Source organism: Patescibacteria group bacterium, assembly GCA_041671645.1.
Classification (GTDB): Bacteria; Patescibacteriota; UBA1384; order XYA2-FULL-43-10; family 1-14-0-10-43-13; genus JBAZBD01.
On record JBAZBD010000001.1, the window covers coordinates 665,106 to 691,441 of the forward strand.

The following is a 26,336-nucleotide window of genomic DNA, read 5'->3' on the forward strand; positions in this document are numbered from 1 at the left end:
GCCAGCTTCTTTCGCGAGTCAATCAGCGTTTTTTGAGATAGGCAAATGTTTGAGCAATCAGTGAGCCAAAAATTGCGACAAATGAGACGAAGAGGACAAGCGGACCGAGAATTTTGACAAAGCCAAGCAGGAATGTGAAGAATGTTCCAATCAGAACAATCTTCCAGTTGAGCTCATATTCTTTCTTCTTGTTCACGACTTTGTCGACAAAGCTTCCCAAAACTATACTCAATGCCCCCGCCGCCAGCATAATATAGAGCGTGTAGAGCAAGATTGCGGCGAAGCCAAACCAAGGCGCGATGAATAGAGAAAATAGAATTATCGCAATAATTGGTAGCCCGATCAAAGTTAGGAAGCCCCAGCCAGAATTACTCCAAAAATTCGAAACGGTGTTACCAGTAAGAGTTTTGGCAAATTTCTTGAAACAGAAAGCCAGGAAGAACGAGACCAGAAGACCGCAGAAAAGTTTATAAATCATGCCTTCGACATAAGCCCAATCCTTAAAATTTGAAAAAGAGGCGCTCGTGCTGATTTTGTGAAACTCAGTTTTTCCCTTGATTTGTGCGTTGGCGCCAAGTACGACTGGCTCTTCTGCGTAATATGTGAAATCACCATTAATAATCGTGTTGTCCGAAAGAGCCACTGTCGTCGCTCCTCTGATTACGGCATTGCCGTCAACCACTCCGCCAATTGTGACAGTGGCTGCAGCAGCCTTGAGGTCGCCCAAGATATGGACATTACCGATTGTAATGTCACTGCCAGCAATCAGAGCATCGCCTGCGATTGTAACGTCGTCTTTGAGCGTGATGCTACTTCCGCCAATCAGTAGATCTTCCTCTGTGTCAGCGCCGTAGGTAACAATGCTTCCGGCGATTCTGGCCGATCCACCAACTTCACCTTTGACATCGATATTGTTGCCAGCGGCAAACAGACTACCGGTAGCGCCCTTGAGTACCGTGACATTATTTCCGGCCGCCACGAGGTCACTCGCGACCAGTGGGTCAACATCAACATTTTTGCCAGCGACGTAGAGATTGCGAGGGGCCGTATTTTCAGCAACCGTCACCGTCTTCTCTGAATCAACTTTGAACTCTGCGGCAAGCGCGGAAATCGGCGCAAGCAGGGCCAGGAATCCGAGTGAAATTAATAGTTTTTTCATCATTCCTCCAAAAATTATTTTTTGTATTCTTTCATTAATTCTTCAACTTTTTCTTCTATCTCCCTCTTGAATCTATCTTTGCTGAAATTCTCGGCTTGTCGGCGGATTTTGATCGGGTCGTAATCTTCAACTTTGAAACTCTTGACTGCCTCGATCAGGCTTTCTGGAGTCTGCTCATCAAATAATATGCCTGTTGTGCCTGGGATTGCTGACTCTGCTTGTCCGCCCTTGGAATAGCAAATCACGGGGCGGCCACAAGCCATCGCTTCGACCGGCACTATTCCAAAATCCTCCTCGGCCATAAAGACAAAAGCTCTGGCTCGAGCAAAAATATCCTGGAGCTCCTTGCCAAATTTACCGCCCGCAAACTCTATATTTGATTTGGCTATCGCTTTTAACTTTGCTTCATCTGGGCCATAACCGACTATTTTGAGCGGCAATCCGAGCTCATTGAAGGCCCTAATCGCGACGTCGCATCTCTTGTAATCGACCAATCGACTGACAAAGAGAAAATAATCCCCGATTTCTTCCTTGGGCGCGGGAGTAAAATTGTCCACATCTACCGGCGGGTATATCACATCTGAATCTCGTCGGTAATACTTCTGAATACGGTTGGCCACATACTTAGAATTTGCCAGAAAATAGTCAACACGATCGGCGGCTAGGAAATCCCAGATCCGAAGTTGGTGCATTACTCGGTCTCTCAAGCCCTTAAATTTACCCTTGGCCGCTCGCGGATCTAGATGGGGCTCCCAAATATATCTAGTTGGGGTGTGGCAGTACGATACATGGAGCGTATCGGGTTTGGTGATTATGCCCTTAGCAGGAAAAGTTGTGCTTGATATGACAATGTCATACTTGGAAAAATCAAACTGCTCGAAGGCAAAGGGTGTTAAAGGGATAAGTAGTTCCCTCTTCTTTTTCATCAGCGGAATCTTTTGCAAGAATGATGTATGGACCTTTTTGTCGCGAAAAGCAGTCACTTTGACTGGATCGTAGACCGAAGTATAGATTTCGGCTTCTGGATATATTTCAGAAAGAGCCAAGAGAACTCTCTCTGCTCCGGAATAGACAGTTAGCCAATCATGGACAAGTGCTATTTTCATAAATATTTCTTTTAATACGCCCCTCGGCGGAAAATAACTACTAGAAATGTACGAACAATAATCTTGAGATCAAGCCAGATTGACCAATTCTCAATATAGTAGGCATCAAGTCGCACCCATTCGTCAAAACTGATGGAGGACCGCCCAGAGACCTGCCAAAGGCCAGTCATACCTGGCTTCACGCCAAGCCTTTGCTTTTGCCAATCGTTGTATTGCTTGACCTCAGATTCAAGTGGCGGCCGTGGGCCAACAAGGCTCATGTCGCCCTTTAGCACATTGAAAAGCTGAGGTAGTTCATCTAAACTAGTCTTCCGAATAAATCTGCCTACAGAAGTAATACGCGGATCATTTTTGATCTTAAACACAGGTCCGTCAGCTTCGTTTGAATTTTTGTTGAGATCTTCCCACTTCTTCTCGGCCGCTTCGCCGCCGTAATCTTCTCCGACACAATCCTCTAGTTTCATCGATCGAAATTTGTAAAACATGAAATTAGCGTCCAACCCAACGCGTTCTTGACGATACAGGATAGGACCTTTTGAGGTAAATTTGACCATCAGGGCCACGACCAACATGATTGGTGAAGCGATGACGATGCCGATAGACGATAACACTAGGTCAATGATTCTCTTGAAAATTCGGCCCCAACCATCCAGCGGGGTCCTACGAAGCTCTAGAGCGGGAAAATCAACCACTTGGGTTAGGCGCATATGGGAAAATAATAAGAGGAATTGATCTGGGATTATCTTCAATGTTTTGCGATTCAGACGTGCATAAGACGCAATTTCCTGAATCTGTTCCGAGGAAAGATTTGATTGAGCGATGATAATGTCGTCGCATTTTGTCTTGTCCAGTTCGATTATCAGGTGGTCGCCAGGATTTAGCTTCGCCACGACCCGATAACCCAAACCCTTGTCTTCGCCGAGATTTGAGGCGATAGAAGAGGAGAATTCATCCCGACCGATGATCGCGACTCTTCTCGTGCCGTAATTGTAGTAATATAAAATCCGCTGAATCAGCCCAAGCAAAGTACGACCAGCGAAGACCAATACAATGGTGAAGGCCCAGTTGAATAGAATAACTAATCTAGAGAAGAAATCAGTCTTGGTCAGGAAAAGCTCAATAATCATAATCGAAACATAAGCCGAAACAGCGATAATAATGCTGAGCAACTCAGCCAGGCTCGTTTTCTTGTGTCTGGAGTCATATGAGCCGGTGAGAGCGAAGATGAGAAGACAGAGCGGAATAAAATAAAAGACTAAATTCAGATAATCGTTGATCGGAGCCAACCCATAAAGCGAAGGCACATTGATAGTGCCACGATAATAATATGCCGCGAGAACAGCAATAGTGATCATAAAGGCGTCAACTGGCAAACGTAAGGCAAGGAAAAGTAATTCAATTTTCTTCATGATCTAACTATATTATAATTCCCTATCCCTTTCAACCTTTGGCCAAAGAAAATGACCCCGGTATTCGGAGCCATCTTCACTGTTCAAAAACAAAAAATTTGTCAAAAATTATTTGTTGCCGCCGATGCGGAAAACCTTAGTACCACATTTTGGGCAAGAACCCTTGATTGCCATTTTACCGTTTTTCATTTGGTAATCTTCTGCACCTTGGATTTCAACCTTGCCTTTGCATTTAACACAATATGCTTCTGCCATTTTTTAATTCACCTCCTTCCTTATTTTTTCCCCTCCGCTTTGGGCCTCGCGGTCCTGCATGAGGAGTTTAAATTTCATAATACAATTGTAAGTTCGTTTGAGCTCACATGTCAAGCGTATTTGAGAATAAAAATCAGGCCTGTGAACTCATCAAAATATTATCTTCTCTGGAAGCTGTAAATTAGTCCATCAAGCTCAAAATACTTCAGCTTTCGACTTTCAACTTTCGACTATTGAGCGAGGTTATCCCCAGCATTAGTTCGCAGGTGCGGCTGTGGTAGGATCAGTCTGGTTGAATCCGACGATTTGAGCAAGTTGAGAAAGAGTTTTGGCACCAGAATATTGAGTACCATTATAAATCCAGGTTGGGTAGCCAGTCACGTTCTTGGCTGTACACTCTGCTTCGTTGGCGCTAGGCCCCTGTGGGTCGCACTCGACGTAGTCAACATATTGAAACGCGTTGCCGAAGAGCTTCTTCTGATCCTGGCAATGAGGGCACCAGTATGCACCGTACATGACCATGCCCTTTTCTGACATGAACTTGGCCAACTTTTCGATATAGTCTGTGGAGAAATTCTCAGTATCGGTAGTAGCGCCAGCGACATCCCCAATCTGATCGCTATAGTTGTCTGGCTGATTGTCAGCAGTCTTGGATTTGTCCCCTCTAGTAGAGGCAAAAATCAGTCCGCCCGCAAGCACCACGATTATGGCAACCACTATCAGAAATGTTTTTGTATTTTGGTTCATCTTTTCCCTTCAATTATTCTTAATGCAACCATAGTAATCGAACCAGATTAATCTGTCAAAAGGCGGCTTTCCTGAGCTCCAACAATTTCAACTTTATACTTTCTACTTTATAACTAGCGAGGCCACTTGGAAATCATAATCGAGTCTTTGAGCCTTGGCGATATCTTGCGAAGTTCTTGCCAGACGGCTTCAGTCACGAAAGGCATGAATGGATGCAACATCTGAAGAGATTCAACGATGATCTTGATAAGAATTTTCTTGGTATTGTTCCCAATTTTGCTGTCATCTAGTTGAGCCTTCGTCGCTTCTATATATACGTCGCAAAAATCGTGCCAGAAATAAGCGTAAATTTCCTCCGCAGCAAAAGAGAAATTATATTTCTCGATATTCTTGGTCACTGACTTAATTGTCTCAGCATGCTTTTTCAATATCGCTTTGTCGGCATCAGTCAAAATAGAATTATCAATTTCTAGATCCCCTATTGTTTCCTCTCCAATTTCACCTGTCTGAACGTCACCACCAGTGACACGTAAAATTGTAAATCTGGAAGCATTCCAGATCTTGTTGGAGAAATTGCGCATACCACGAATCTTTTCCTCCGAAATCACTGCGTCGTTGCCTGCGGAAGTGCCGAAAACGAGCGCCATGCGGACGGCGTCAGAACCATACAAATCGGCTACGCCGAGAGGATCTATCACATTTCCCTTGGATTTGCTCATCTTCTGGCGATCCTTGTCTCGGACCAAGCCGTGGAGATAAACATTTTCAAATGGAACCTTGTCGGTAACATAAAGTCCAAGCATCATCATACGAGCGACCCAGAAGAAGAGAATGTCCCAGCCGGTCTCCATGACAGTTGTAGAGTAAAATTTGTCAAAATCTTTCGACTTTCGACTTTCGACTTTCGACTCGCCGCTTTGCGAGAGCAAAGTGGCAAAGGGCCATTGGCCAGAAGAAAACCAGGTATCGAATACGTCAGGATCGCGGTCAAGTTTGGTAGATCCGCATTCTGGGCATCGCTCTGGTGTTTCGCCGTTTGTAACTATCGTTTCGCCACATTTACAATACCAAACTGGCAACTGGATCCCCCAGACGATCTGGCGGGAGACATTCCAATCACGAATATTGGTCATCCAGTGACGATATATTTTTTCGAATTTTTCAGTTACGAACTTTGTCTTGCCGGTATCTACTGCGTCCAATGCATCCTTGGCTAGTGTCTTGCCGGACTTCTTGCCTTTTTCGTTCACAGCAATGAACCACTGAGGCAGGACTCTTGGCTCGATCACGGTGCCGCATTTGTAGCATTTACCAACAGTATGAGTATAATTCTCGTCAATTTTTTCGATCAATCCCTTGGCCTGCATATCTTCTGCAACCTTGAGGCGGGCCTCTTTGACCTTCATGCCTTTGTATGGGCCTGCTTTTTCATTCAAACGTCCGTATTGATCTATAACTTCTCTGATTTCCAAATTGTGGCGCTTGGCCACTTCGAAGTCGTTCGGATCATGAGCTGGGGTAATCTTGACTGCGCCTGTGCCAAACTTGGGATCAACATAATCGTCAGCAACGACTTTAATCTTCGCCTTACCCAAGACTGTTTCGATCTCGATTTCTTTGCCAACGTATTCCTTATATCTGGCGTCGCTTGGATTGACTGCAACGGCAGTATCGCCAAATTTCGTCTCTGGACGAACGGTAGCCAAGACGAGAGGGCCATACTTTATATAGTAAAGCGGATCGACTTGCTCTTCATATTTAACTTCCAAATCAGACAATGAGGTTTGATGTTTGGTACACCAGTTGACCGGGCGAGAGGCGCGATAGGCCAAGCCATCATTATATAGATCAACAAAAGTCTGATAGACAGTGGCTATAATGTCAGGGTCAAGGGTAAATTTGCCTCTTTCCCAATCGCAAGAAGCACCGAGACGTTTGAGCTGAGACTCCATTACCTCTTTGTTCTTAAGCGTAAACTCGAGTGTTGCCTTGTAGAGCTCCTCCCTGGACATGTCGAATCGGCTTTTGCCCTCTTTTTCCAATTTCTTCTCAAATACAACCTGGGTTTCAAATCCTGCATGGTCTGCCCCTGGTAGCCAGAGAGCGGCCTTGCCACTGAGCCTAGCAAATCGGATCATCAAGTCTTCAATCGTGATGAAAACGGCATGGCCGAGATGGAGTGAACCGTTGGCGTTGGGCGGCGGCATTATAATAGAATAGGGCTCGCCGTCAGGATTGACCTCCGGCTTGAAATAGCCCGATTCCTCCCACATTTTGTAGAGTTCGGTTTCGACTTGATTGTGATCGTATGCTTTGGCAATTTCTTTCATACTATTTTTATACCAGAAAGAGGAACGCATTTCCACAATTACAAATTAAACAGAAATTCAAAATCTTCCAAGACATCAAAGTTGCTCGACAACACCATATTGAGACCTGTTATTCGGAAATAGCGCTATGCTTTTCTTTGATCATATCGGGGTAGCCAAGACCAGAGACAACATTTTCTTCATTAATGCCCAGTTTCTGGACAATCTCGTTGAGTATAGACTGGTCTGGAGCTTCAATCTCAACAAACTCGCCCAAGCCGTCAACTTTATCTAACAATATCTCGGCTTCCATAAAATTATATTTTGTTCTTTCTTTTTGGACTTTTACCTCAAAAGGAAACCCTAGCTTCTCAAGAATTTCCTGAGTAAGCGACGCATCGCCGACCACGGTTTCCCATTCATTTGTCTGAAGGTCATCTACTACTTCATGATACGCTAGCTCACCACTTTTTTCATTTTGATCAAATCGGATACGCAAATATTTAGTTCGTGCTTGCTCCTGCGGCACATTGAAGTAATAATCAATGGTCGTTTTCAGGCCCTTTTTCTCGGCTCCCAATGACTCGACTGTGTCCTTAAGCTCTTCATAATTATCTATCTTGAATTTTCTTTCAATCTCTACATTCATTTTTATTTCTCCTTATGATTTAATCTCAATATTAAATCTTTTTGACAAATAAATAAACCCCCGCCAAAGGCGAGGGTTTTGTAAGTAGTTGCAATCGGCGGTTAGCCGATCATGTTGAAAATTTTCTGCGCAACTTCATCTGCGCTAAGCAAAGTGGTATCGATAATGTTACCGCAATAGCGGGGCAACATTAGATCAACCTCGCGGAGGAGATCAATCTTTTCATCAGTATCTGACAAATAACCTCTGCTATAGAGTCGTTGTAGACGCACCTCCTCGGCGGCCTGTAGGCAGAAGTAATGGTCAGGCTGGACGATTGGTAATTTTGAGATATCGACAATGTCGACATCAACTCCCATCGCCTTATGAAAACATAACGTCGATATCAAATATCGATCGCAAACAACTGGACCGCTTTGGAGTAATCTTTCGATTTCTTCCGATGCAACCACATTGCAATTGAGATAAAACAGATATCTGACGAGTGGAGCGATCCCCTCGCCATCGTAATATGCCCGCTGCCCAATCATTGGCCCGAACGGAGTTTTGATGAGCGTGGCGCCCATCAAATCGGCAAGAAGTTTCGCTACTGTACTCTTGCCAGTACCGTCGATGCCTTCGATGGCAACCATTTTATTCGGCATGATCGTCATCCCCCGGTTGAATCCGCGCAATAACAATTTCTTTCTTGCCAAGCTTGAATTCATGATACTTTTTTTGGTGAATCAGGGCCTCACCCAAAGGTGACATGTTGGAGATGACCATAATTTTGCCGATTGTTGTCTCCACTTCCAGCCCCCCTACTTGCTCGGATGAAATATAGACGATTTTCTTGGAACCATCCGAATAGCCCAGAAAAACGATACAGCCGATTTCTACAGTACCATCACCGGCAATGCCTTCCTGTATTTTTTTGCGAAGTTCGTCGGCGGCTGCAATATAGTTTTGCTTGAAACCATCAGCAGCTGCAGCCTCGCGAGAGAAATCCTCCCGATAAGTATCATATCGGGACTCGTTTCTCGTCTGCGAGGTGAGCACTCCCTCTACGGCGCTATCGACATGACCCTGGAAATCCCCTACTTTTCGAAGCAAGGCTTCCAGGATTTCATTAACAACTTTTATCCACATAATTTACCCCTTCGCCCAGAGACATTATCTCTTCGAGCTGTTTTGATTTGCAGAACTCACTTAACCTGAAGTGAGACATTGAGTCGGTACGGTGTAAGCAAAGACGAACATAAAGCTCGCCGTCGATTGACTCTACCCGAGTGTTATAGAAACCCTCGAGACATGGAAGATTGCAGCCAGTGCACATAGTAGTGAGACGCTGGTTGCCAATTAGTTTCACTGTAATTTTGCCCATTTTCGTGTCGTAAACCTTTCTGGTTTCGCTCGAACCGAGACTTTCGATAGTCTCCCTCCGATTGGCCTGGATAGATTCAAGGACGACGTCAATGTTTTGAAGTGATCTGTCTGAGCCAAGGATGTTTAGAAGTCGAATATCGACGTCAAATTCACTCAACTGATTAATCACTTCGAGGGCTAACTCGGGGTCATCCCCGACGACTGTGTTCACTTTTGTAAAGATACCCAGCCTACTGCTTTCTGCGATGTTGTGGATGAGCCGGTCTATTTGTCTTTGGGATAGTGATCTATCCTCATGACCCTGGATTTTGGCCCATTCCGTCGAACGAAGGGTATGAAACGAGAAATTCACATTATCAAGCCCGGTTGCCGAAAGGGAAGTTAAAATTCTGGAGTTGAACTGACCATTTGTGGTCAAAGAGCAAGCCAGATCGTGTGATCGCACCAAACCGACCATTTCTGGAAGATCACGATGCAGGGTTGGTTCTCCACCCGTAATATGAAATTTTGAATATCCATATTGGCAGGCGAAATCGGTCAGCGTGTGAATTTGTTCGATTGTCATCGGCATGCTTACAGCACTACCTTCGCGATGGCAGAAGAAACAATTTAGATTGCAATCATTGATTACTTTCGCACGCAAAATTCGGTCTTTAGTTGTTCTAACGTTCATAGGTCACCTCTTTTTTCAAAGTACTAGCTACATGCATTCCGTTGGAAATGATATAACTCCAATTTATCTCAATTACTTGAAATATGAATGTTACTGTGGCGAAAAGTGTGAAAGAAAATTGATAAATCTCTTTCGGTCGAAGGGTATCGCTCTGAATCTTTCTGACGATTCCCTTGGATAATGATACTTCTCTTCCTGAGAATATTGGGCCAACAACTTATTAGTTGATAACAAGTTTTGTCGGCTTGATTAGGGTTACAAGATGTGCACGAAAATTTTCAATTTCGGCGGCACTGTAATTGCCAATCAGGGTGACCGTAGTCATCCCATCATCGCTGAATTTCACAGAAATATTGAGATTTCTCATATTCGCTGCTCCATCGATGAATATTTTCGCTCTGCCTGCAATATAAAGTTTGCACTTTTTGCAGTACAGGCCTTCTCCAGGAAACACGTGGCGACATTTCATTTCATTTCCCTCCAATCAAGAAATTAACTATTTATAACATAAACAGAGCTCTAAGTCAAACGAATGAGCTCACTCTTTCCGTTCACTGAAATAATTTGCGACATAAAAATCCCCCTGCGAGTGCAGAGGGATGGAAAATTACTAAACCTTTTTGAGGTGTTTCAAGAAATCTAGCCGTTGTTCGGCCAGATTGAGAGTTTGGTGAAGATTATAGGCAAAACGTATCTGATAATCTTCTGGGATGAACCGAGTGCCTTCTTCCATCTTCTCACGGAAAGTGCCAAGAGTTTCTTCGCACTTAATGATTTCCTTAGCAACGTCTCCGTTGTAAGGGTCTAGATGGTTGACCTTTCGGTCAAGCACGCGAATGGGTAAAAGCTCCCACCACTGCTTGGCAGCCTCGAGAAAACGAGGGTAATATAATTCGCGGTGGCGTTTCTCCTCCAAAGGGATGGAAAGAGCGTGGATGCCAAAGGCGATCTGCGGCCCGTATTTGGGTCCGAAGAATTCAGCAATATAATCTCTGCTAATGCAGATTATTGAGCCATCTGGCCCTCTGAGTTTGCCGTCTTCTTCGAAGTCATGGCCAATGGCAACGCATTGCGCCAGAAATGATAAACCGAAAACCATTGATTCCTGGCCAACTGCCAGTGAATGACCAACAGCTTTTCGACCGTCACGACGAGGATTGAACAAGACTTCGTCAGCGAAGCCAGCAGTCCTCTGGATCAGTCCATAAGCCTCTCCGGAGAGCGCCAATAAACTGATCTTAGTAATGTAGTTGTTGAATTCTGGAAGTGTCACATACATCGTGCGCTCTCCTTTTTCGAACGTTCGAGGGATAGATTGTCAAAGTGCTACTTTAAGCAATAAGTAAATAAGCAAATAAGCAGGTAAGTTATTCCGAACAACTAATGATAATCTCGGATTAGTGATTCGTAATTAGTTAAATTCTGATTCGTATGAACCGCAGCTACAAAAAAATGACCCAGTGGGTCATTTCATTTTTTGCGCAGTCTGCCGCAGTCATCCTTCATGTTTTGGCCGGCCTTATCGGCTGGCAGGCCTGCCTCATCGGCTGGCAGGCACAAAGTGGTGTCCAAGTATTGTTTGTACTTAAACAGCTTGTGCTTTTCTCTTGACATGTTCTAACTATAGTATTTCAATGCGGTATAGTTGTCAATAGGTATAGTTTTGTCTTCTCTCTGACTAATTAAAATAACCGCCGCCGATGCCCTAGAGAGGGTTGTCGACGACGGTTGAGCAATCAATTCTATTGACCGGAAAGCTTTCGAAGCTCGCCGAGAACTGATTCGACCAAACTGGTTTGAGTTTCCGAGCCACTCTTGGGGGTTGGTATTCCCCTGGTTGTCGCTGCACTCTTCCAATAACAGTCGATAAATACATCTTTTCCGGTACATTCGGTCGCATTTTCAAACCATGTGTTGCGATTTGAGTCATAAATCCTGAAAGTCCCATCGCCGTTATCCTTGAGATAAAGATAAGCCCCGTTCTTCTCGGCAAAACCAAGAAGTTCATTGCTCGAGTAGATATGGTTGCTATTTGCATCATCGAAGACACAGATAGCGTAAAGGCTGCGCACTCCTGAAGGAGGCAGAGGAATCGACCACTTGACGTCCTGCCAATCATTCGAAGACACTGGTATCGATGCCGATGAATACGTAGCGAAAGAGCTGCCTCCGTCATAGAGAAGTCCAATCCGCGGCTTGGTTGCGTTAGAATGAATATTTGCAACTCCTCGAAGCATCGGTTTTGGGGCGCCTCCTCCTCCGCACCCGCTGAAGAGGAACATTACAGCCATCGCTGCCAGGGCGATGGTCAGGGACGAAAGAGCGATGTGCTTAAGCATCTCTACTCTCCTTTGAATGTAGTTTGCTATTGCGAAGTGAAATCTTTCGCTCGCGAATCTGGCTACACAGTACAACATTATCACGTCCTAGTCAAGTAATTTGCTCGGCATATACGAAAACCGGCGCGCCAATATGGCACGCCAAGCATTCATTCGTAAATGGCAGAAATAAAAAATCAGTCCGAAGATTGATTGTATGTTTCAAACCATTTATATGGTTTCTAGAGATTTCATTTAGATGAATCTGCCTGAAATTTCCGAGCTGACAGTGGCTAGCATTTTGTCAACTTTGCTAGTTTAGCATCACATATCGAGACCGTCAAAGTTAATTTTGAGCACAAGATTTTATTATTAACGTAAACTGTGGATAGATTCATCTGATGAATCAAACAACAATTCTCTCGTCAAGTGATTGTAAATGTATACGATATCTTGTACATTACATTTATATATTAATAAATCCTTTTTCCTATGGAAAAAATGGACCAAGCCTCCTTCCGCAAGGAGCACCGCTCGAGAAATTTGGGGCTCCTAACCGAAGAGGAGCAGACAAAGATCAACAATACTACATTGCTCATTGCTGGTTGTGGTGTCGGCTCACAGATCGCTCTCTCTGCTGTTCGAATCGGGTTTGAAAATTTTATACTCGTCGATGGCGATACGGTAGAATTATCCAACAATAATAGACAAGGCTACAGCTGGCGCGATGTTGGACGTTACAAAGTCGATGCCCTTGCTCACAAAATCAAGGCGATCAATCCACATGCCCACATTCGCAAATATCCAATCTTTATAACTGTTGATAACGCGGCCAAAATATCTCGCAAGGCTGATATCGTGGTCGACTCTATCGACCCAGACGCGGCCCAAGCGGTGATAGCTCTGCATAGAGCCGCCAAAAAATTTCATCACACAGTGATCCAGCCCACAGACGTCGGTTGGGGCGCCATGCTTCAGATCTTCACTCCCGATAGCATTTCATATGAAGAAATGATCGGTCTCAATCCCCGAACTCCTCTCGACAAGATTGATAATGAGGAAGCATTCACAAAATTCATCGATTTTTTTATGAAATTGATGCCTCCTTATGTACAAAAAGTCGCCTTAGATGTAGCGGAAGGACGACAAGCGCATTATCCACAACCAATCTCGGCTAGTTATATTTTGGCTGCTATGACAGTGGTAGCGGCCAAAAGAGTTGCCCTGGACTTGCCAGTTAGAGTTGCTCCTGACTATATCTCCTTTGACCCAAATACGATTTTGATCCCAGATGAAAAATAAATATAATCTGACCCTGATAATTACCGCTTTGGCGGTAGCCGATTTCTTGGGTGCTATCGACAGCACCGCACTTAATGTTGCCTTGCCCAAAATTACGAGCACTCTCCATATTTCGATTACAACTGCCCAATGGCTGCCAAACGCCTTCACTCTTGCCTTGGTCGCCCTCCTGATATTCATGGGGAAGCTCGGCAGCAAGATAGGAACTAAAAAATTGTATCTGATCGGACTCGGTGTATTTGGCATAAGCTCCCTAATACTTGGGTTCACAAACAATATCCCTCTTTTAATTTCTCTCCGTGCGATCCAAGGTATTGCTACCGCCATACTATATACGATGCCGATGATTATTATCGCTAATCTCTGGAAGGAGCGAGAGAAAGCATTCGCAGTCACCTCCGCAACATTTGCGGGCGGTATGCTTGTCGGGCCAGTTCTCGGTGGCATGCTGGCGAATTTGGATTTTGGTAGTTTCTATGGCTGGCATTTAGTTTTTCTAATCAATGTTCCGCTTGTGATCGTTGGCTTGATCATCGCCGCCAAATACATTCCAGAGATTCCAAAAGTCGAGCAAAAGATAGATTTTGGCAGTATGCTGATCCTATCATCGGCTCTAGCTATCATCGTTCTCTCGTTTGCCCAAATCAGTAGATACTATTTGATCTTAGGAGCCTTACTTTTGATTGTCTTGTATTTCTACCAACGCAAGATCAAAAATTCGCTTGTCGACTTTCACTTATTCCAGAATCAAACTTTTACCGCAGCCAATGTCCTGAGTTTCACATCTATGGTCTCTCTCATTGGAATGTCATTCGTCCTTACCTTCTACCTTCAGGATATATTGAAATGGAATTCGCTCCAGGCAGGCTTGGCCCTAATCCCAGTACCAGTAATCACGGGAATATTCTCTGGCATTGGTGGTCAGCTCAAGAGTTGGCGAGTTGGCGGATTCTTGAGTGCAATATTAATTCTCCTCGGCCTCGCTTTCTTGACTAGGATCGATCCTTCAGTTTCATACGCTGCTGGCATTTTGCCAGGGCTGGCCTTGGTTTCTGCCGGTAGCGGATTTCTCATGACCTCAATATTTGCCGCAATTATTGGCTCTGCGCCTACAGAAAATTCCGGGAGCGCCTCAGGGATTCTCAATACTCTTCAGCAAATGGGAGCCCTCATCGGCATCGCCATCATCGCCTCTATCACACTCGAGTACCGACTGGCGTTCACAGTCCTTACGGGTTGTGGTATCATTGGACTAATATCCGCATTTTTTATTAAGAATAGACAAATTAATACAAGAATTGAGTAAAATGGAAGAACCAAAAAAACAACCAACAATGGCAGAAATAATGGCTGACTACGATAAAGCTATGGCATTTTTATCCCAAACTCCCGCAGAGGTATGGGAAGGAATCTCCGAGAAGACAGCGCTAGGTGTCTTCAAAGAGACCGCAGGGTCTATTCCAGCATATGGTCAAATACTAAAAAAGAATTCTGTCGACCCTGAAAAAATTACTAGTATGGCTGATTTTCATAATCTGCCAATAATTGACAAATATAACTATATAAATAAATTTTCTTTCGACGAGACTAACACTGTCAAGCCAGGAAACCATTTTTATAGTTTTACACTAAGTTCTGGGACTATAGATGAGCCAACAATCTGGCCAAGATATTATGATTGGGAAGAGTCATTACCCAGCCAGTTTGATATGTATATGAGCCTCTATTGGGGATTTAGAGACAAGTCGACCCTATTTATTAATGCCTACTCGCTTGGATGCTGGACTGCTGGTTGGACAGTAAACGTACTTGGGAGAGAGTTGACTCAGAAACGCAATATGACGCTAGCAACCTGCGGCGCCGATCTCGACAGTATCGTCTACACTATTAAGAAATTATCAAAATATTATGACCAAACGGTTATTTGGTCATACCCCACCTTTGCTCGAACGATATTGGAACGGCTAGAAATAGAAGGTATCAACATCAGAAAGTTAAATCTTAAGCTTTTTATCGCCGGGGAGCATCACACCATTGAGTGGAAACACTACGTCAACAAATTAATCTCTGGTGATGAGTCGAAACTCACTGACATCATGGAGGGTTATGGTACCTCAGATGGTGGGATGATCGGCCTGTCTTCGGCCTTTAGCACTCTTGTGAGGGAGCTTTCCTATACGGATAAAAAATTGTGTGAAGATCTGTTTGGTAGGGATGACTGCGTTCCTTCTCTATTCCAATATTTTACCAGCACCTACTATATGGAGGAGCAGAATGGCGAAGTGATATTCACGACAAAAGCCACCACCCCCTTAATTAGATACAACATTCACGATCGTGGAGGTGTTATAAAATTCAGAGAGATGGAGCAAAAACTCGCCGAGCATGGCTATGACTATAAAAAGATCCTCAAGGAAAAGGGCTTCTCAGCAGAGAGCATTTGGCAGCATCCATTCTTGTTTTGCTTTGGCAGGCGTGATGACACGATCGCAATTGCAGGGGTAAAGATCTACCCAGAGCAGATTGCCCCAGCAATTTTCTCTGGAAAAATGAATGATGTTCATAACTTCAAATTAATACTCTCCTTTGACAAGCAGCAGAAACACGCCTTTGAGATCGCCCTTGAGTTGAAAGATGGCAAAAAACATAAGCATGAAGCTGTGAGGACACTTGAACGCAAATATCACGACTTGATTACCGCCGAGTTGAGTCGGAACAATACAGATTACTATGACCTTGTGAAGATCGAAGGCAAGGGAGCTGACCCAGAAATCAGCATTTACGAATTTGGAACTGGTCCATTCTCTGGTGATCTGCGAAGGACTAAACCGAGAATGGTCGTTCGAGAGTCATAGAAATTTAGGAGGGAAACGTGGGGATTGTTTATATTACTGCCGCTTCTCTAGTGTGCATACTAGGTATAATTATTGGGTATGCAGTATACCGAGCAAATAAAAATAAACTAGACAATAAACTGTTTAGTATTTTTGCGTTTATCACATCTGCATGGATCATTGTCGATTTTAGCCTTTACCTGACCCAGCTGTCGGCATATCAGACTGCCCTTAACCGCTTTAACCTAGCCGTTATCACTGCGATGGTCTTCTTCCTAGCTTACTTTGTTACTATCTTCCCGGAAAGAATTTTCCCAATCAAAAAATGGATGGTCTGGCTTTTCGCAAGCATAAATAGCGGGATAATTATTATCACACTATTTTCTAATAAAATTATCCGTTTTGCCTTCATGGAAAGTTACGGATCTAACTTTGAGTCAGGAAGTTTGTTTAATTTATTCGCTGTTAATGTATCTATTGTCGCACTATATGCAGTTGCCATTTTAATAATCAAGTACATAAAATTAGGTAGTGAGCAAAAGAAACAAATTAAGTACATGTTGTATGGGATTGGACTCCTGTCTATTCTGAATCTTATTTTCAACCTGCTTATTCCAATGCTAACTCACAGCTTTGTGTACGCAAGGTTTGGAACGTATTCTTCCTTGTTTTTTATAATATTCACTGCGTATGCGATATTAAAGACACAGTTGTTCGACGTTAAAGTAATTATTACAGAAGCAGCTGTTGTAGTAATAAATGTCATCTCTGCGATTGAAGTATTTACTTCGGGCTCCCTTTCGGAAGGCGCATTGCGGAGCGTGTTACTAATCGTACTTGCCTCTGGTAGCGTCTGGTTAGTCAAATCGGTAAAAAGGGAAATCCAGCAGAGAAAAGAAATTGAAAAGCTGGCCGAGGAGCTCAAGGAAGCCAATGAACACCTTAAGGAAGTGGACAAGCTGAAGGACGACTTTTTGAGCATGGCAAGTCATGAATTAAATACGCCTATCGCCGCCATTCAGGGTTATCTTTCCATGATCTTGGTCGAGGGCCTCGGTGGCAAGATACCAGACAAGGCCAGAGGCTTCCTCAACAGCGTATTCGAGTCAGCCAAACGACTCGGTAACATGGTCAAGGATCTGCTCAACGTTTCTCGCATTGAGTCTGGCCGTATCCATATTATCTGGGAGCAGAAGCCGATCGAAGATGTGATTAATCAGGCCGTCACTGAGGTGATGTCCAAGGCACTTGAAGCCAAACATTCTCTCACTTTCGAAAAGCCAAAACACAAGATGCCATCTACTTGGTTTGATGTGACTAGGATCACTGAGGTATTGATCAATATTATTGGCAACGCCATCAAATATACCGATCCAGGCGGGAAAATAGTGGCTCGCGTAATGAACGATGACCAGAAGATCGTCGTCTCAGTCCAGGACAACGGCCGAGGTATTCCGAAGGACAAACAAACTGGCGTCTTCGAGAAATTTACTCAGGTTGACGTGCTAAAAGACCAAGTCAAGGGCACCGGCCTTGGAATGTACATCTCCAAGAAATTTATCGAGCTCCAAAAAGGCAAAATCTGGTTTACCTCCGAGGGCGAAGGCAAAGGTACAACATTCTTTTTCACAATGCCGATACTGAAAGAGAAGCCTCACGACCCACACGAAGGCGAAGACGCCGTACTGCACTAGATAACGTCAGAAATGGATGGCCCCGAAGGGGACCCCTTGGGTCAGATTTAACAGATAACTGATAACCCCATGCGGCCTTCCTACTTCGTTCATTCGGTGATAAAATTGTACTATGACACGCAAGATATTTTCTTTTATCGTTGGATTTTTGGCTTTTATTGTATTGCTTCTTTTCTTCTTGGCATTGAATTTCAAAATTGCCCTCTCTGACCCGGGCAAGATTTCTAGATATATCAAGAATTCGGGCGCAAGTGAGTTGATTATCAGCTACATCAAAGAGAATTTGGTTGCCACCAACAATGTATCTCTCTCTGAGGGCACGAATCTGGAGATTGTGAACGAGAGCATCACGACAGAGCTAATTAATCCGCTAATAGACGAAGCGGTTCTCCGCACCAGCTTAGCGCTAAATGATCCTAGCCCAGAAAATTTGAAATTTGACCTCACGTACGACACTTCAAATCAGACAGTTTTTCCTACAAGCACTGTCTTTACCAAAACCGTGGATCTGCGCAACAACCAATACTTTTTAATCCTGGCCAATTTGAATTTATATCTTTATATTCTAGGCGGCGCATCTCTGGCGCTAATACTGATTACCCTATTGATATTGAAGGACACGCAGGACAGAATCGCTTTCGCTGGTCGTTTTCTGGTCGTATTGAGCCTTGCAATCGCTCTCGTATATCTGGCCCTAGTCTACCTGGCCCCGAGTTACGTCCGAAATGCCTTCAGTCTGACTGGGTTTGCCAGCGACGCCAGACTAGCCAACGCGATGAAGAAAATATGGATTTTCTCGGTAGAGAAGCAATTCGCATTATATTTTGCCGAATTTCTTGTCTTCTTTGTTTCTGGCGGAGTGCTCGGCTATCTGGGTGGGATGTTTCGAAGATTACCATTAGGCGAAAAAATGGAGATCAAGATATGAAAGATTATTCATACGGTGTCATACCAATTTTCCACAAGATAATAGGCCAAGAGCCTCATTTTTTGTTGGTAGAACAGGGTGGCAAGTTTTGGAGTTTCCCCAAGGGCCACAAGGAGGATGAAGAATCTGATGTTGAGGCGGCCAAGCGGGAACTTTTCGAAGAAGCTGGGATTGCTGGCGGTGAATTGATTGAAGACAAAACTTTCAGTGAGCATTATACATATTCACAAGATGGCACCGATCTTGATAAAACTGTCACTTTCTATCCATATTTCTCGAATCAATTCTTCCCGATAATCGACAACAAAGAGATCACCAATTTCAAATGGGTGACGTATGAAGAGGCCAAGAAAACTTTAAAATTCAAGGAAACTCTAGATATTTTGACGGAGGCTTATAATTGGCTTCAGGGTGAAGGAAAAGATGCTTATTTAGGGACAGAATCGACGCCCAGAAGAGTTCACGCTGATTCGCTCAAGGCCGCGATCAAAAGAGATGGTAAATATTTGCTCATAATGGACCATCATGGCAATTGGGAATTACCTGGTGGCAAGATCGAGGCCGGAGAGACGGTGGAAGAGGGATTAAGGCGAGAGTTTCGAGAAGAGACCGGTAGCACAGACCTAAAAACTGGTGAAGAAATAGGGACTTTTGATCTGACAGTCGATTACGGCCTGGCAGTATATGATTTTAGCATTCACATTTACCTTTGCTCTAGCGATATTGAGAACATCAAACTCAGCCACGAGCATCAAGACTCAGGCTGGTTTGATATAGATGAAATCAAAAATCTTCCGATGAAAGAGGGCTACAGAGAAATACTTACTCGCTAAAGGTCATACGTTTGTAGACCGCTCTGGTCGCTTCAACATCTCTCTTGCAATACTTATAGATCTCTTCTGATTTGCCATCGAGGAAATATTTGTAAACCTTGGAGCCATCGATCCCCGCTTCTTTGGGCGAAGCGATACCGAGACAGATGGTCAATTTGTGTAAGCTGACGCCCATAGCGCCCCATTTTTCCCACTCCTTCATCGTGTCAAATATCGGCTCGGAGCGATAACGAGCGAAGTTGAGCTGGCGACTTGGGCGAATCCGGTGGATGACAGAGCGCTTGTAGATGAAACGAAGGTCGAACTCCATAATGTTATGGCCGACAAAGGTGTCGACGTCCTTGGCAATGGCCCAGAATTTGGTCAAGATATCTTTTTCATCGCCAGATAAGCACTGGATCTCGCCGTCGTCTATCCCATAACAAATGCAGAGAATTCGGCCAAATTCACCCTGGAATGAGGTATTCTCGAAGAATTGCTGGAATTCGTTCTCCCCTTTTTTGGTCGGAGCTGAGGATTTCCGTCGCGCGTCTTCCCAAAACATTTTGATGGTTTCAATTTTGTCGCCATCGGCCGGCAGTGTCTCAATATCCAAAAACATTTTCATGAAAGTCTCCAAATCTTTACAAATTTACTAATTGAATACAAATATTACAAAAGTTAAATAATTTTGTTGCTTAGGATTATGTAATAACAAATTTCTAATTTGTATATTTGCAGAAGATTTGTAATTTTGTAATCTTTCGGTAACTATTAATAATTCTCAACAAATAATTCGTAATACGACTGTGGATGATCGCAAGCTGGGCAAATGTCTGGCGCCTTGGGACCTTTGTGGATATAGCCACAATTTCGGCATTTCCAATAGACTTCGCCATCTTTTTCGAAAACAATATCGCCGTCAACGTTGGCCTTCAATTTGAGATATCTCTTCTCATGCTGCTCTTCGACCTCTCCAAGTTCGGTAAACACTTTAGCCTCGTCCTCGAAACCTTCTTCTTTCGCCGTCTTGGCAAAGTCCGGATACATTTTGGATGTCTCGTAATGCTCACCTGCGGCGGCGGCGGCTAGATTTTCGCTAGTAGACTTGACCATAGGGAAATCGTAATTTTCAAGTGTTGAACTCTCCCCGCCCTTAAGTAGTTTCATCAATCTTTTGGCGTGCTCTTTCTCATTGTCAGCAGTCTCCAAGAAGATAGCTGAGATCTGTTCAAAGCCCTCTTTCTTGGCCTGCGAGGCGAAATAAGTGTACTTGTTGCGGGCCATGCTCTCTCCGGCGATCGCGCGGAGAATGTTTTTTGGTGTTTCCATTTTGATCCTTCTTTATTATTTTTTTTCGTCGATAACTTCAGTCACGTCTTCTTCCAAAGTTTTTTCCCTCGAAAGCAACTCGGTTATGCGGCTCTCGATATGACCTATTCTACTCTCAAAATAGCCTTTTGCCAGTACACCGAAGCAGAAGATTACCAAGGGGATGCTTATGAGTGAAAATACAGCCGTCATTATTTTGGAAAAGTCATGAGTCGGCACGAGATCGCCAAAGCCAACCGTGGTGATCGTCATTACCGTAAAATAAAAGGCATCGACATTGCTCCAACCTTCGGTGTGGTGGTAAAACCAAGTGCCGGATAGAAACAAAATAGCTAGCACGATCACAACGCTAAAAATTCCAACACTCTTTTTCTTCATAATTCTCCTTATGTTTACTCTCCAATTATAGCAGATAAATATCAAAATACAGCACCTAATAATTGACAGCTTCTCCTGATTGCTGTATAGTATTAAGGTTTTGGTGCCCAAATTCTACCTGCAAGGAGGTCTGACATGACCTTGATCATGTGAGGGGCTCCCCCAGTGCGGTCACTGACGACTACTGGGCACACCGGTTGGGGGACCCCGATATTATCCAACTCTACCACGCCCCGGCTTTTGCCGGGGTTAATTCTTTGTCCGAAACATGGACAAATCATCATTTTTTTGTTATAATTATCAAGCTCAAAGCCAATCAGATAGCAGCCCCTCACCCTTGATGCTATAATCGAGATATGCATTATCTCTATTTATTGCAAAGTGAGACAGACAAGTCTTTATACATTGGCCAGACATCGGATTTAAAAGTTCGATTATGCGATCATAACTCGGGTAAAAATCAATCAACAAGATTGAAGAAACCTTGGAAATTGATTTATTACGAAGCATATCTCGATCCAAGCCTGGCAATCAAACGTGAACGGCAATTGAAAAGATTCGCCAAATCGTATGCAATGTTGAAGAAAAGAATAGGCTTGTAGCATCAAGGGTGAGGGGAGGAAAGTCCAGGCACCATAGAGCAGGACGCTCGTTATAAATGAGCAGGCAGTAATGTCTGAGAACAGCGCAACAGAAAATAAACCGCCCCTCACCCTTTGTGGACAAAAAATCCGAGATTCGGATTTTGACGCAAGTCAGTCCATGAAGGGTGAGGGGTAAGGGTGAAATCGTGCTCCGATGTTAAATTCGGAGTCTCGCAATCGTTGGATTGTTGAGAGGGTAAGAGCCCACGCGTTCGTATGGCGACATACGTCTGTGGCAAGCCTCGTTTGGTGCAAGTGGGGTGGACCGTTTGAATTAATGTCTGCTCGACAGATTCAAAAGGCCCTCACGCTTAGATAGATTGCTGTCCAAAACAGAACCTGGCTTATGCTTGACTTTGAGCAAAACAAGACTATAATTCTTATATATCACCCTGATTGAAGTAATTTGTGGCCCATAACGTTCCGAGTAATTGGAACGGGGTAACACCTCAACTTCCGTTGGGGTGTTTTATTTTCATTGACAAATTTATCAATTTATTATATAGTTTCGTAAATCTACAAAAAGGTTGGTACAGACTTATGGTTAAAAATTTAACTCCTCAAGATCAGCTTGTGGAGATCGCGCGCTCTATCCTTCTCTTGGACCCGGTTCGTGCCACGGTTTATGATTGGATTGGTCTCGAAGATCGATTTGAGCAGTTGGTTCAAGAGATAGTTGAGAAAAATGTGATCTTGAAGTTTGAGACTATCGAAGAATGCCAGAAATTTTGCGAGCTAATCACACTGGCAAGTTGTAAGGTTTATGTTCTGGTGTGGTATCCATTGATCACAGAATTTATGATCAATGTCGGCATAGATTATCTCCTTGCCCAAGACAGTAGCCAGGCAATTGTGTTGACATGCGCCACTGCATTATCAGTCTGGCCTGAATGTGCTGATTGGAGTATCGAGACTCTTGAGGGAATAGTGCTGGTTAATTCGGCACGGCTCAATGAGAAGCCTCCGATTTCACCCCTTGATTTTGTCACTGATACTCGGCGGCTTTATCAGCAGAACAAATGCGATGATTTTCCACTCAATTTTGAACAATTTCTGGCCTCTTTGCCGAAATGCAAACAAAAGCTAATCAAGAAACCGGTTTTCAATTAAATCAATTTATCCCCCACTGCTCTCACGCAGTGGTTTTTATTTTCACGAATTAATCTTATTGAAATAACGCTCATTTTAGGTTAAAATTAAGCGAAATGTGATCGGGGATCGCTGTGTCATACGACACAGCCCTGTCGAATGACAGGGTCTAATTCATTTTTCATGTATTATCTTTATATATTACATTTGAGAAAAGTTAATAAGCTTTATACTGGTTCAACCCAAGATCTGAAGAATAGGCTTTCTGAGCATCTTGCGAATAAAGTGTTATCGACAAAGAATCGTGATCCCGAAATCATACACTTTGAGACATACAAACTCAAAAGTGATGCGTTGAGGAGAGAAAAATTCCTTAAAACCACCGAGGGCAAAAGATTGCTTCGACAACAATTAAGAGATATTTTGATTTCGATAGATTATATTGATTGATATATTCGGGGATCGTCTAATGGCAGGACAGCGGCCTTTGAAGCCGTGAATCATGGTTCGAATCCATGTCCCCGAGCCAAAATAAAAGCGCCAAGAAATTGGTGTTTTTATTTTGGACATGGATTAGAACGGGAAGGGGTCGGGAAACGGAAGTTTCCCGTGTAGGAAAAAACTAAAAACCGTGGGTTTTTAGAAGCGAAGGATGAGCGCTCGAGATCCCATGTCCCCGAGCCAAGAAAAACGCTCAACTATAAAGTTGGGCTTTTTTCTTGGTTAAAAGCAACAAGATTGACAAATATTGACTTCCAGCCTAATATGAGCTCAAACCAAGCACGGCGTTGTTTGGAATTCGTACAAAGGGGGTCATCAATATGAACCCTAACAAATTGCTGGAATTAATCCAGACCACAGGCCGCGTCATGGCCGGACATCCTGATCATCTCGGCGATCTGAAAAGTTTTGCTGAGCAACTTTTCAAGGAGCATACTGAGGCAGAAAACCAGCCGATTTTACTCGCTGGATGGGAAAGAAAGGCTGACGGCTTTGAAGGTGATGATATTTCCGGCGACCGCGAAACATTGGGCTTGGGTCTGCTGAGAGCGAAGATGGACGTCTGTTTCGATACTGAAAACCACGTCTACGCAACTTTTCCAAATCAGACTTCTGACACCGTTTCGACCGTAATCGAAGTCTGGGAATGGGTCTCGGACGGGGGCAAGAAGGCTGTATTCCTGGTCTTTGAAATCAACGAATACAACGGTGTCGTCGGTCTGGACAACCGTCCAGGATCTGATACAACATGGCGGGTCGCTGCTATCCGCGTCATCAACCTTATATGAGGAGAACGCCATGTTGAAGAAAACAGTACGCGTCATCTTGGCGCTCCTGATCGGCTGGCTGTACCTAAATTACTTTTCAGAGTCATTCGACCAGATTTCGGCGAATTTCGCCGACAACCCACCCAAAATTTCCGAAGGATTCTTCGATCCTTCATCGATGGAGAACAACAATTTATTCCCGCCTTAACCAGAGCAAGCCTGCTCTGGTATTTTATTGCCGGCCAAATGTGCCAGAGTTAAATAAAAGTGGGCGGCTCGCGATGAGCCGCCCTGATAAATTATTTTCCGTCATCGAATTGCATCGAGTCTGGATCCTCTCGTCCCATGCACATGATTCTATAGATTTTATTTGGAAAATCTTCATTTAGATAGACAGCGTACACCGGAGGATCTTCATCAGTGTATCCATGCCGTGTACGCTCATGGCAATATTCCAATATATTTTCCAAGTCCTTATCAGTAGAGTCGCGGAAAGTCGATGCAAGTACTCCATCAGTGCCATAATATCGCACTTTGAGACTGACTCGCCTACTCTCTCTGTCGAAAGTACTGATCCTTCTGGTCAGAACAGCGGGCACAAACCCGCCAATGTTCCACCACCTTAGAATCCATACTTCGTCTCGATGGACTATCCGGGACTTTTTTCCGCGGATAAAATACCATAACATCACGCCATCAAGATCTTTGTCTGGCTGTCTTGGTGCTGATTGCGTTACAGCGCGGATGGTACGCCAGCCCAAGATAGACCACATCAACAAAATTAACGCTACTATCGATGCATCTGCACCGCAGAAAAGACAATATTGCATCAAAATATTATTGATGCAGTAGCCAGCAGTTGCGGCTGCTCCGCCAGCAATTGCTGAACGGATATCGGTCTTGTACTCTCTTCTCTTGTGAAAGTACCCAGGCCCCAGATCCATCTGACGGCCCCATATCTTCAGAATTGGCAATGCCACCCCGAAGAACACGCAAACTAGGAAACCCAGCCAATTTATGGCTGTTCCAATAATAATCCACATAAGTACCTCCTTCCTTGCTGATTTGAAAATGGGACAAGATGGTCCGATCAGCAAGTGAGCTTGTGGTAAAAACACCATAACACAAAAATTATGTGATTTAAATCGTGAGATTTGAGTTTAGATCCCTTGAATAGATAGTGCCTTTATTGTATAAATATGGCAGAGGAGGGTTGAAAAATGACCCTAAAAGTTAAGGTGCCTTTTATGGCACTTGGTCTGGTAGTATTTTTCCAGATATGGCTTTGGCTCAGTACAATATTGTATATATCGCCAAAGGTTCAAACGCTAATTATTTGCTTGGCTGCAATTGCGATCATGCTTCTAGCGCTTAAGATGCATTATCGCGCGGATCAACCGTGGGGACCCTTCATTGACGCTGCGTGTTGGGGATCCATACTTACTGTGCTTTTGGTAGGGGGAGTGAAAGGCTTCGCTCTGTGGACTCCGTGGATAAAGTTGATTGTCTCTCTGCCACCGTCCGGAAACGGCGCATATGCGTTTTACTAAATGCCAAAATTTCGCACAATTGTGCATTCCTTCACACTTAACCAGAGCAAGCCTGCTCTGGTATTTTATTGCCTACCAAATGTGCCCATGAGTTCTGCTTCGGCCACGATATGGCCTTCGGCCGCCGCCATGAAATCGTCACGGCCGGATTGGTTGTCGAGATCGATAGTAGTGTCGAGAGCGTATAGGTGAAAAGTATAATGATGAACTCCGCTTGGCGGACATGGGCCCTGGTAGCCCTCTCCTCCAGAGCTATTAATTCCTTCGACTGCTCCTTCTGGCACTCCGCCCTGTTCGAGATCAGTCAACTCTGGCGAGATATTCCAGACCAGCCAGTGAGTCCAGACACCGTCAGGCGCATCTGGGTCTTCCATCATCAAAGCCAGACTTTCTGCCTCCTCTGGTACATCGTCAAAGAAAAAATTTGGATTGATATTCAAGCCGTCACAGGTAAATTTCTCAGGAATACCGCCCTCATTTTCGAAATCAATAGATCCAAAATTCATTTTGCCTCC

At 44.0% G+C, this 26,336-nt stretch carries 29 protein-coding genes, 1 tRNA gene, 1 other RNA gene and 1 pseudogene; 13 read left to right on the forward strand and 19 right to left on the reverse strand.

Going from position 1 to position 26,336, the window contains the following annotated elements:
- Positions 1 to 22 precede the first annotated feature (22 nt).
- The 14 genes from WC227_03440 to WC227_03505 all read right to left on the reverse strand — a co-directional run bounded on the left by WC227_03440 (position 23) and on the right by WC227_03505 (position 12,011).
- A complete protein-coding gene (locus WC227_03440; GenBank protein ID MFA6963744.1) occupies positions 23 to 1,159 on the reverse strand; it encodes a hypothetical protein in 1,137 nt (378 codons plus the stop codon).
- Between the two features lie 14 nt (positions 1,160 to 1,173).
- A complete protein-coding gene (locus tag WC227_03445; protein ID MFA6963745.1) occupies positions 1,174 to 2,265 on the reverse strand; it encodes a glycosyltransferase in 1,092 nt (363 codons plus the stop codon).
- Positions 2,266 to 2,276: 11 nt separating this feature from the next.
- Positions 2,277 to 3,674 carry a sugar transferase gene (locus tag WC227_03450; GenBank protein MFA6963746.1) on the reverse strand — a complete coding sequence of 466 codons (1,398 nt, stop codon included), beginning with the start codon at positions 3,672 to 3,674 and terminating at the stop codon, positions 2,277 to 2,279.
- 108 nt (positions 3,675 to 3,782) lie between these two features.
- On the reverse strand, positions 3,783 to 3,929 hold the full coding sequence (locus WC227_03455; protein MFA6963747.1) for a DUF5679 domain-containing protein: 147 nt from the start codon (positions 3,927 to 3,929) through the stop codon (positions 3,783 to 3,785).
- 255 nt (positions 3,930 to 4,184) lie between these two features.
- A complete protein-coding gene (locus WC227_03460; protein ID MFA6963748.1) occupies positions 4,185 to 4,676 on the reverse strand; it encodes a hypothetical protein in 492 nt (163 codons plus the stop codon).
- A 113-nt stretch (positions 4,677 to 4,789) separates the two neighbouring features.
- On the reverse strand, positions 4,790 to 7,006 hold the full coding sequence (locus tag WC227_03465) for a valine--tRNA ligase (protein ID MFA6963749.1): 2,217 nt from the start codon (positions 7,004 to 7,006) through the stop codon (positions 4,790 to 4,792).
- Positions 7,007 to 7,115: 109 nt separating this feature from the next.
- A complete protein-coding gene (cyaB, locus tag WC227_03470) occupies positions 7,116 to 7,634 on the reverse strand; it encodes a class IV adenylate cyclase (GenBank protein ID MFA6963750.1) in 519 nt (172 codons plus the stop codon).
- A 101-nt stretch (positions 7,635 to 7,735) separates the two neighbouring features.
- Entirely contained in the window at positions 7,736 to 8,278 is a 543-nt protein-coding gene (locus WC227_03475; GenBank protein ID MFA6963751.1) for a dTMP kinase, read from the reverse strand.
- Entirely contained in the window at positions 8,268 to 8,762 is a 495-nt protein-coding gene (locus WC227_03480; protein ID MFA6963752.1) for a hypothetical protein, read from the reverse strand. Before WC227_03480 ends, WC227_03475 begins: the two co-directional genes overlap by 11 nt.
- Positions 8,743 to 9,672: a radical SAM protein gene (locus WC227_03485; protein MFA6963753.1), complete on the reverse strand. Its 930-nt coding sequence runs from the start codon at positions 9,670 to 9,672 to the stop codon at positions 8,743 to 8,745. Before WC227_03485 ends, WC227_03480 begins: the two co-directional genes overlap by 20 nt.
- Positions 9,673 to 9,892: 220 nt before the next feature.
- The gene (locus WC227_03490) at positions 9,893 to 10,141 is read right to left on the reverse strand and encodes a hypothetical protein (protein ID MFA6963754.1); all 249 of its coding nucleotides are present in this window, start codon (positions 10,139 to 10,141) and stop codon (positions 9,893 to 9,895) included.
- Positions 10,142 to 10,282: 141 nt separating this feature from the next.
- Complete coding sequence (locus WC227_03495) at positions 10,283 to 10,951, reverse strand: hypothetical protein (protein ID MFA6963755.1); 669 nt, start codon at positions 10,949 to 10,951, stop codon at positions 10,283 to 10,285.
- A 191-nt stretch (positions 10,952 to 11,142) separates the two neighbouring features.
- Positions 11,143 to 11,286, reverse strand: coding sequence for a hypothetical protein (locus WC227_03500; GenBank protein MFA6963756.1), 144 nt, complete (start codon positions 11,284 to 11,286; stop codon positions 11,143 to 11,145).
- Between the two features lie 128 nt (positions 11,287 to 11,414).
- A complete protein-coding gene (locus WC227_03505; protein ID MFA6963757.1) occupies positions 11,415 to 12,011 on the reverse strand; it encodes a hypothetical protein in 597 nt (198 codons plus the stop codon).
- A gap of 480 nt (positions 12,012 to 12,491) precedes the next feature.
- Here WC227_03505 and WC227_03510 point away from each other — a divergent pair, with 480 nt between their 5' ends.
- From WC227_03510 to WC227_03535, 6 genes are all read left to right on the forward strand, one after another.
- The gene (locus WC227_03510) at positions 12,492 to 13,292 is read left to right on the forward strand and encodes a ThiF family adenylyltransferase (GenBank protein ID MFA6963758.1); all 801 of its coding nucleotides are present in this window, start codon (positions 12,492 to 12,494) and stop codon (positions 13,290 to 13,292) included.
- A complete protein-coding gene (locus WC227_03515) occupies positions 13,282 to 14,598 on the forward strand; it encodes an MFS transporter (protein MFA6963759.1) in 1,317 nt (438 codons plus the stop codon). Before WC227_03510 ends, WC227_03515 begins: the two co-directional genes overlap by 11 nt.
- A gap of 1 nt (position 14,599) precedes the next feature.
- Complete coding sequence (locus tag WC227_03520; protein ID MFA6963760.1) at positions 14,600 to 16,147, forward strand: hypothetical protein; 1,548 nt, start codon at positions 14,600 to 14,602, stop codon at positions 16,145 to 16,147.
- 17 nt (positions 16,148 to 16,164) lie between these two features.
- A complete protein-coding gene (locus WC227_03525) occupies positions 16,165 to 17,820 on the forward strand; it encodes an ATP-binding protein (protein ID MFA6963761.1) in 1,656 nt (551 codons plus the stop codon).
- 112 nt (positions 17,821 to 17,932) lie between these two features.
- The gene (locus WC227_03530) at positions 17,933 to 18,748 is read left to right on the forward strand and encodes a hypothetical protein (protein MFA6963762.1); all 816 of its coding nucleotides are present in this window, start codon (positions 17,933 to 17,935) and stop codon (positions 18,746 to 18,748) included.
- Positions 18,745 to 19,581 carry an NUDIX domain-containing protein gene (locus WC227_03535; GenBank protein MFA6963763.1) on the forward strand — a complete coding sequence of 279 codons (837 nt, stop codon included), beginning with the start codon at positions 18,745 to 18,747 and terminating at the stop codon, positions 19,579 to 19,581. Before WC227_03530 ends, WC227_03535 begins: the two co-directional genes overlap by 4 nt.
- On the opposite strand, the gene WC227_03540 is transcribed toward WC227_03535, so the two are convergent.
- From WC227_03540 to WC227_03550, 3 genes are all read right to left on the reverse strand, one after another.
- Positions 19,571 to 20,188, reverse strand: coding sequence for a ribonuclease H-like domain-containing protein (locus WC227_03540; protein ID MFA6963764.1), 618 nt, complete (start codon positions 20,186 to 20,188; stop codon positions 19,571 to 19,573). The two genes, WC227_03535 and WC227_03540, sit on opposite strands and share 11 nt — an antisense overlap.
- A gap of 146 nt (positions 20,189 to 20,334) precedes the next feature.
- Positions 20,335 to 20,892, reverse strand: coding sequence for a rubrerythrin family protein (locus WC227_03545; protein MFA6963765.1), 558 nt, complete (start codon positions 20,890 to 20,892; stop codon positions 20,335 to 20,337).
- A 15-nt stretch (positions 20,893 to 20,907) separates the two neighbouring features.
- A complete protein-coding gene (locus WC227_03550; protein MFA6963766.1) occupies positions 20,908 to 21,270 on the reverse strand; it encodes a potassium channel family protein in 363 nt (120 codons plus the stop codon).
- A 356-nt stretch (positions 21,271 to 21,626) separates the two neighbouring features.
- On the opposite strand from WC227_03550, the pseudogene WC227_03555 reads away from it, so the two are divergent.
- From WC227_03555 to WC227_03580, 6 genes and pseudogenes are all read left to right on the forward strand, one after another.
- Positions 21,627 to 21,821 (forward strand): annotated as a pseudogene (locus WC227_03555) (GIY-YIG nuclease family protein).
- Positions 21,822 to 21,843: 22 nt separating this feature from the next.
- Positions 21,844 to 22,277: RNase P RNA component class A (rnpB, locus tag WC227_03560), an RNA gene on the forward strand.
- A 177-nt stretch (positions 22,278 to 22,454) separates the two neighbouring features.
- A complete protein-coding gene (locus WC227_03565; protein ID MFA6963767.1) occupies positions 22,455 to 23,024 on the forward strand; it encodes a hypothetical protein in 570 nt (189 codons plus the stop codon).
- A 434-nt stretch (positions 23,025 to 23,458) separates the two neighbouring features.
- Positions 23,459 to 23,532: transfer RNA gene (locus WC227_03570), tRNA-Gln, on the forward strand.
- Between the two features lie 292 nt (positions 23,533 to 23,824).
- Positions 23,825 to 24,292, forward strand: a complete 468-nt coding sequence (locus tag WC227_03575) for a hypothetical protein (protein ID MFA6963768.1) — start codon at positions 23,825 to 23,827, stop codon at positions 24,290 to 24,292.
- 10 nt (positions 24,293 to 24,302) lie between these two features.
- A complete protein-coding gene (locus tag WC227_03580) occupies positions 24,303 to 24,479 on the forward strand; it encodes a hypothetical protein (GenBank protein MFA6963769.1) in 177 nt (58 codons plus the stop codon).
- 91 nt (positions 24,480 to 24,570) lie between these two features.
- Here the strand turns inward: WC227_03580 and WC227_03585 are convergent, their stop codons facing one another.
- The gene (locus tag WC227_03585; GenBank protein ID MFA6963770.1) at positions 24,571 to 25,314 is read right to left on the reverse strand and encodes a hypothetical protein; all 744 of its coding nucleotides are present in this window, start codon (positions 25,312 to 25,314) and stop codon (positions 24,571 to 24,573) included.
- Positions 25,315 to 25,491: 177 nt separating this feature from the next.
- On the opposite strand from WC227_03585, the gene WC227_03590 reads away from it, so the two are divergent.
- Positions 25,492 to 25,821: a hypothetical protein gene (locus WC227_03590; GenBank protein ID MFA6963771.1), complete on the forward strand. Its 330-nt coding sequence runs from the start codon at positions 25,492 to 25,494 to the stop codon at positions 25,819 to 25,821.
- A gap of 65 nt (positions 25,822 to 25,886) precedes the next feature.
- Here the strand turns inward: WC227_03590 and WC227_03595 are convergent, their stop codons facing one another.
- Positions 25,887 to 26,327 carry a YbhB/YbcL family Raf kinase inhibitor-like protein gene (locus tag WC227_03595; protein ID MFA6963772.1) on the reverse strand — a complete coding sequence of 147 codons (441 nt, stop codon included), beginning with the start codon at positions 26,325 to 26,327 and terminating at the stop codon, positions 25,887 to 25,889.
- Positions 26,328 to 26,336: the final 9 nt, after the last annotated feature.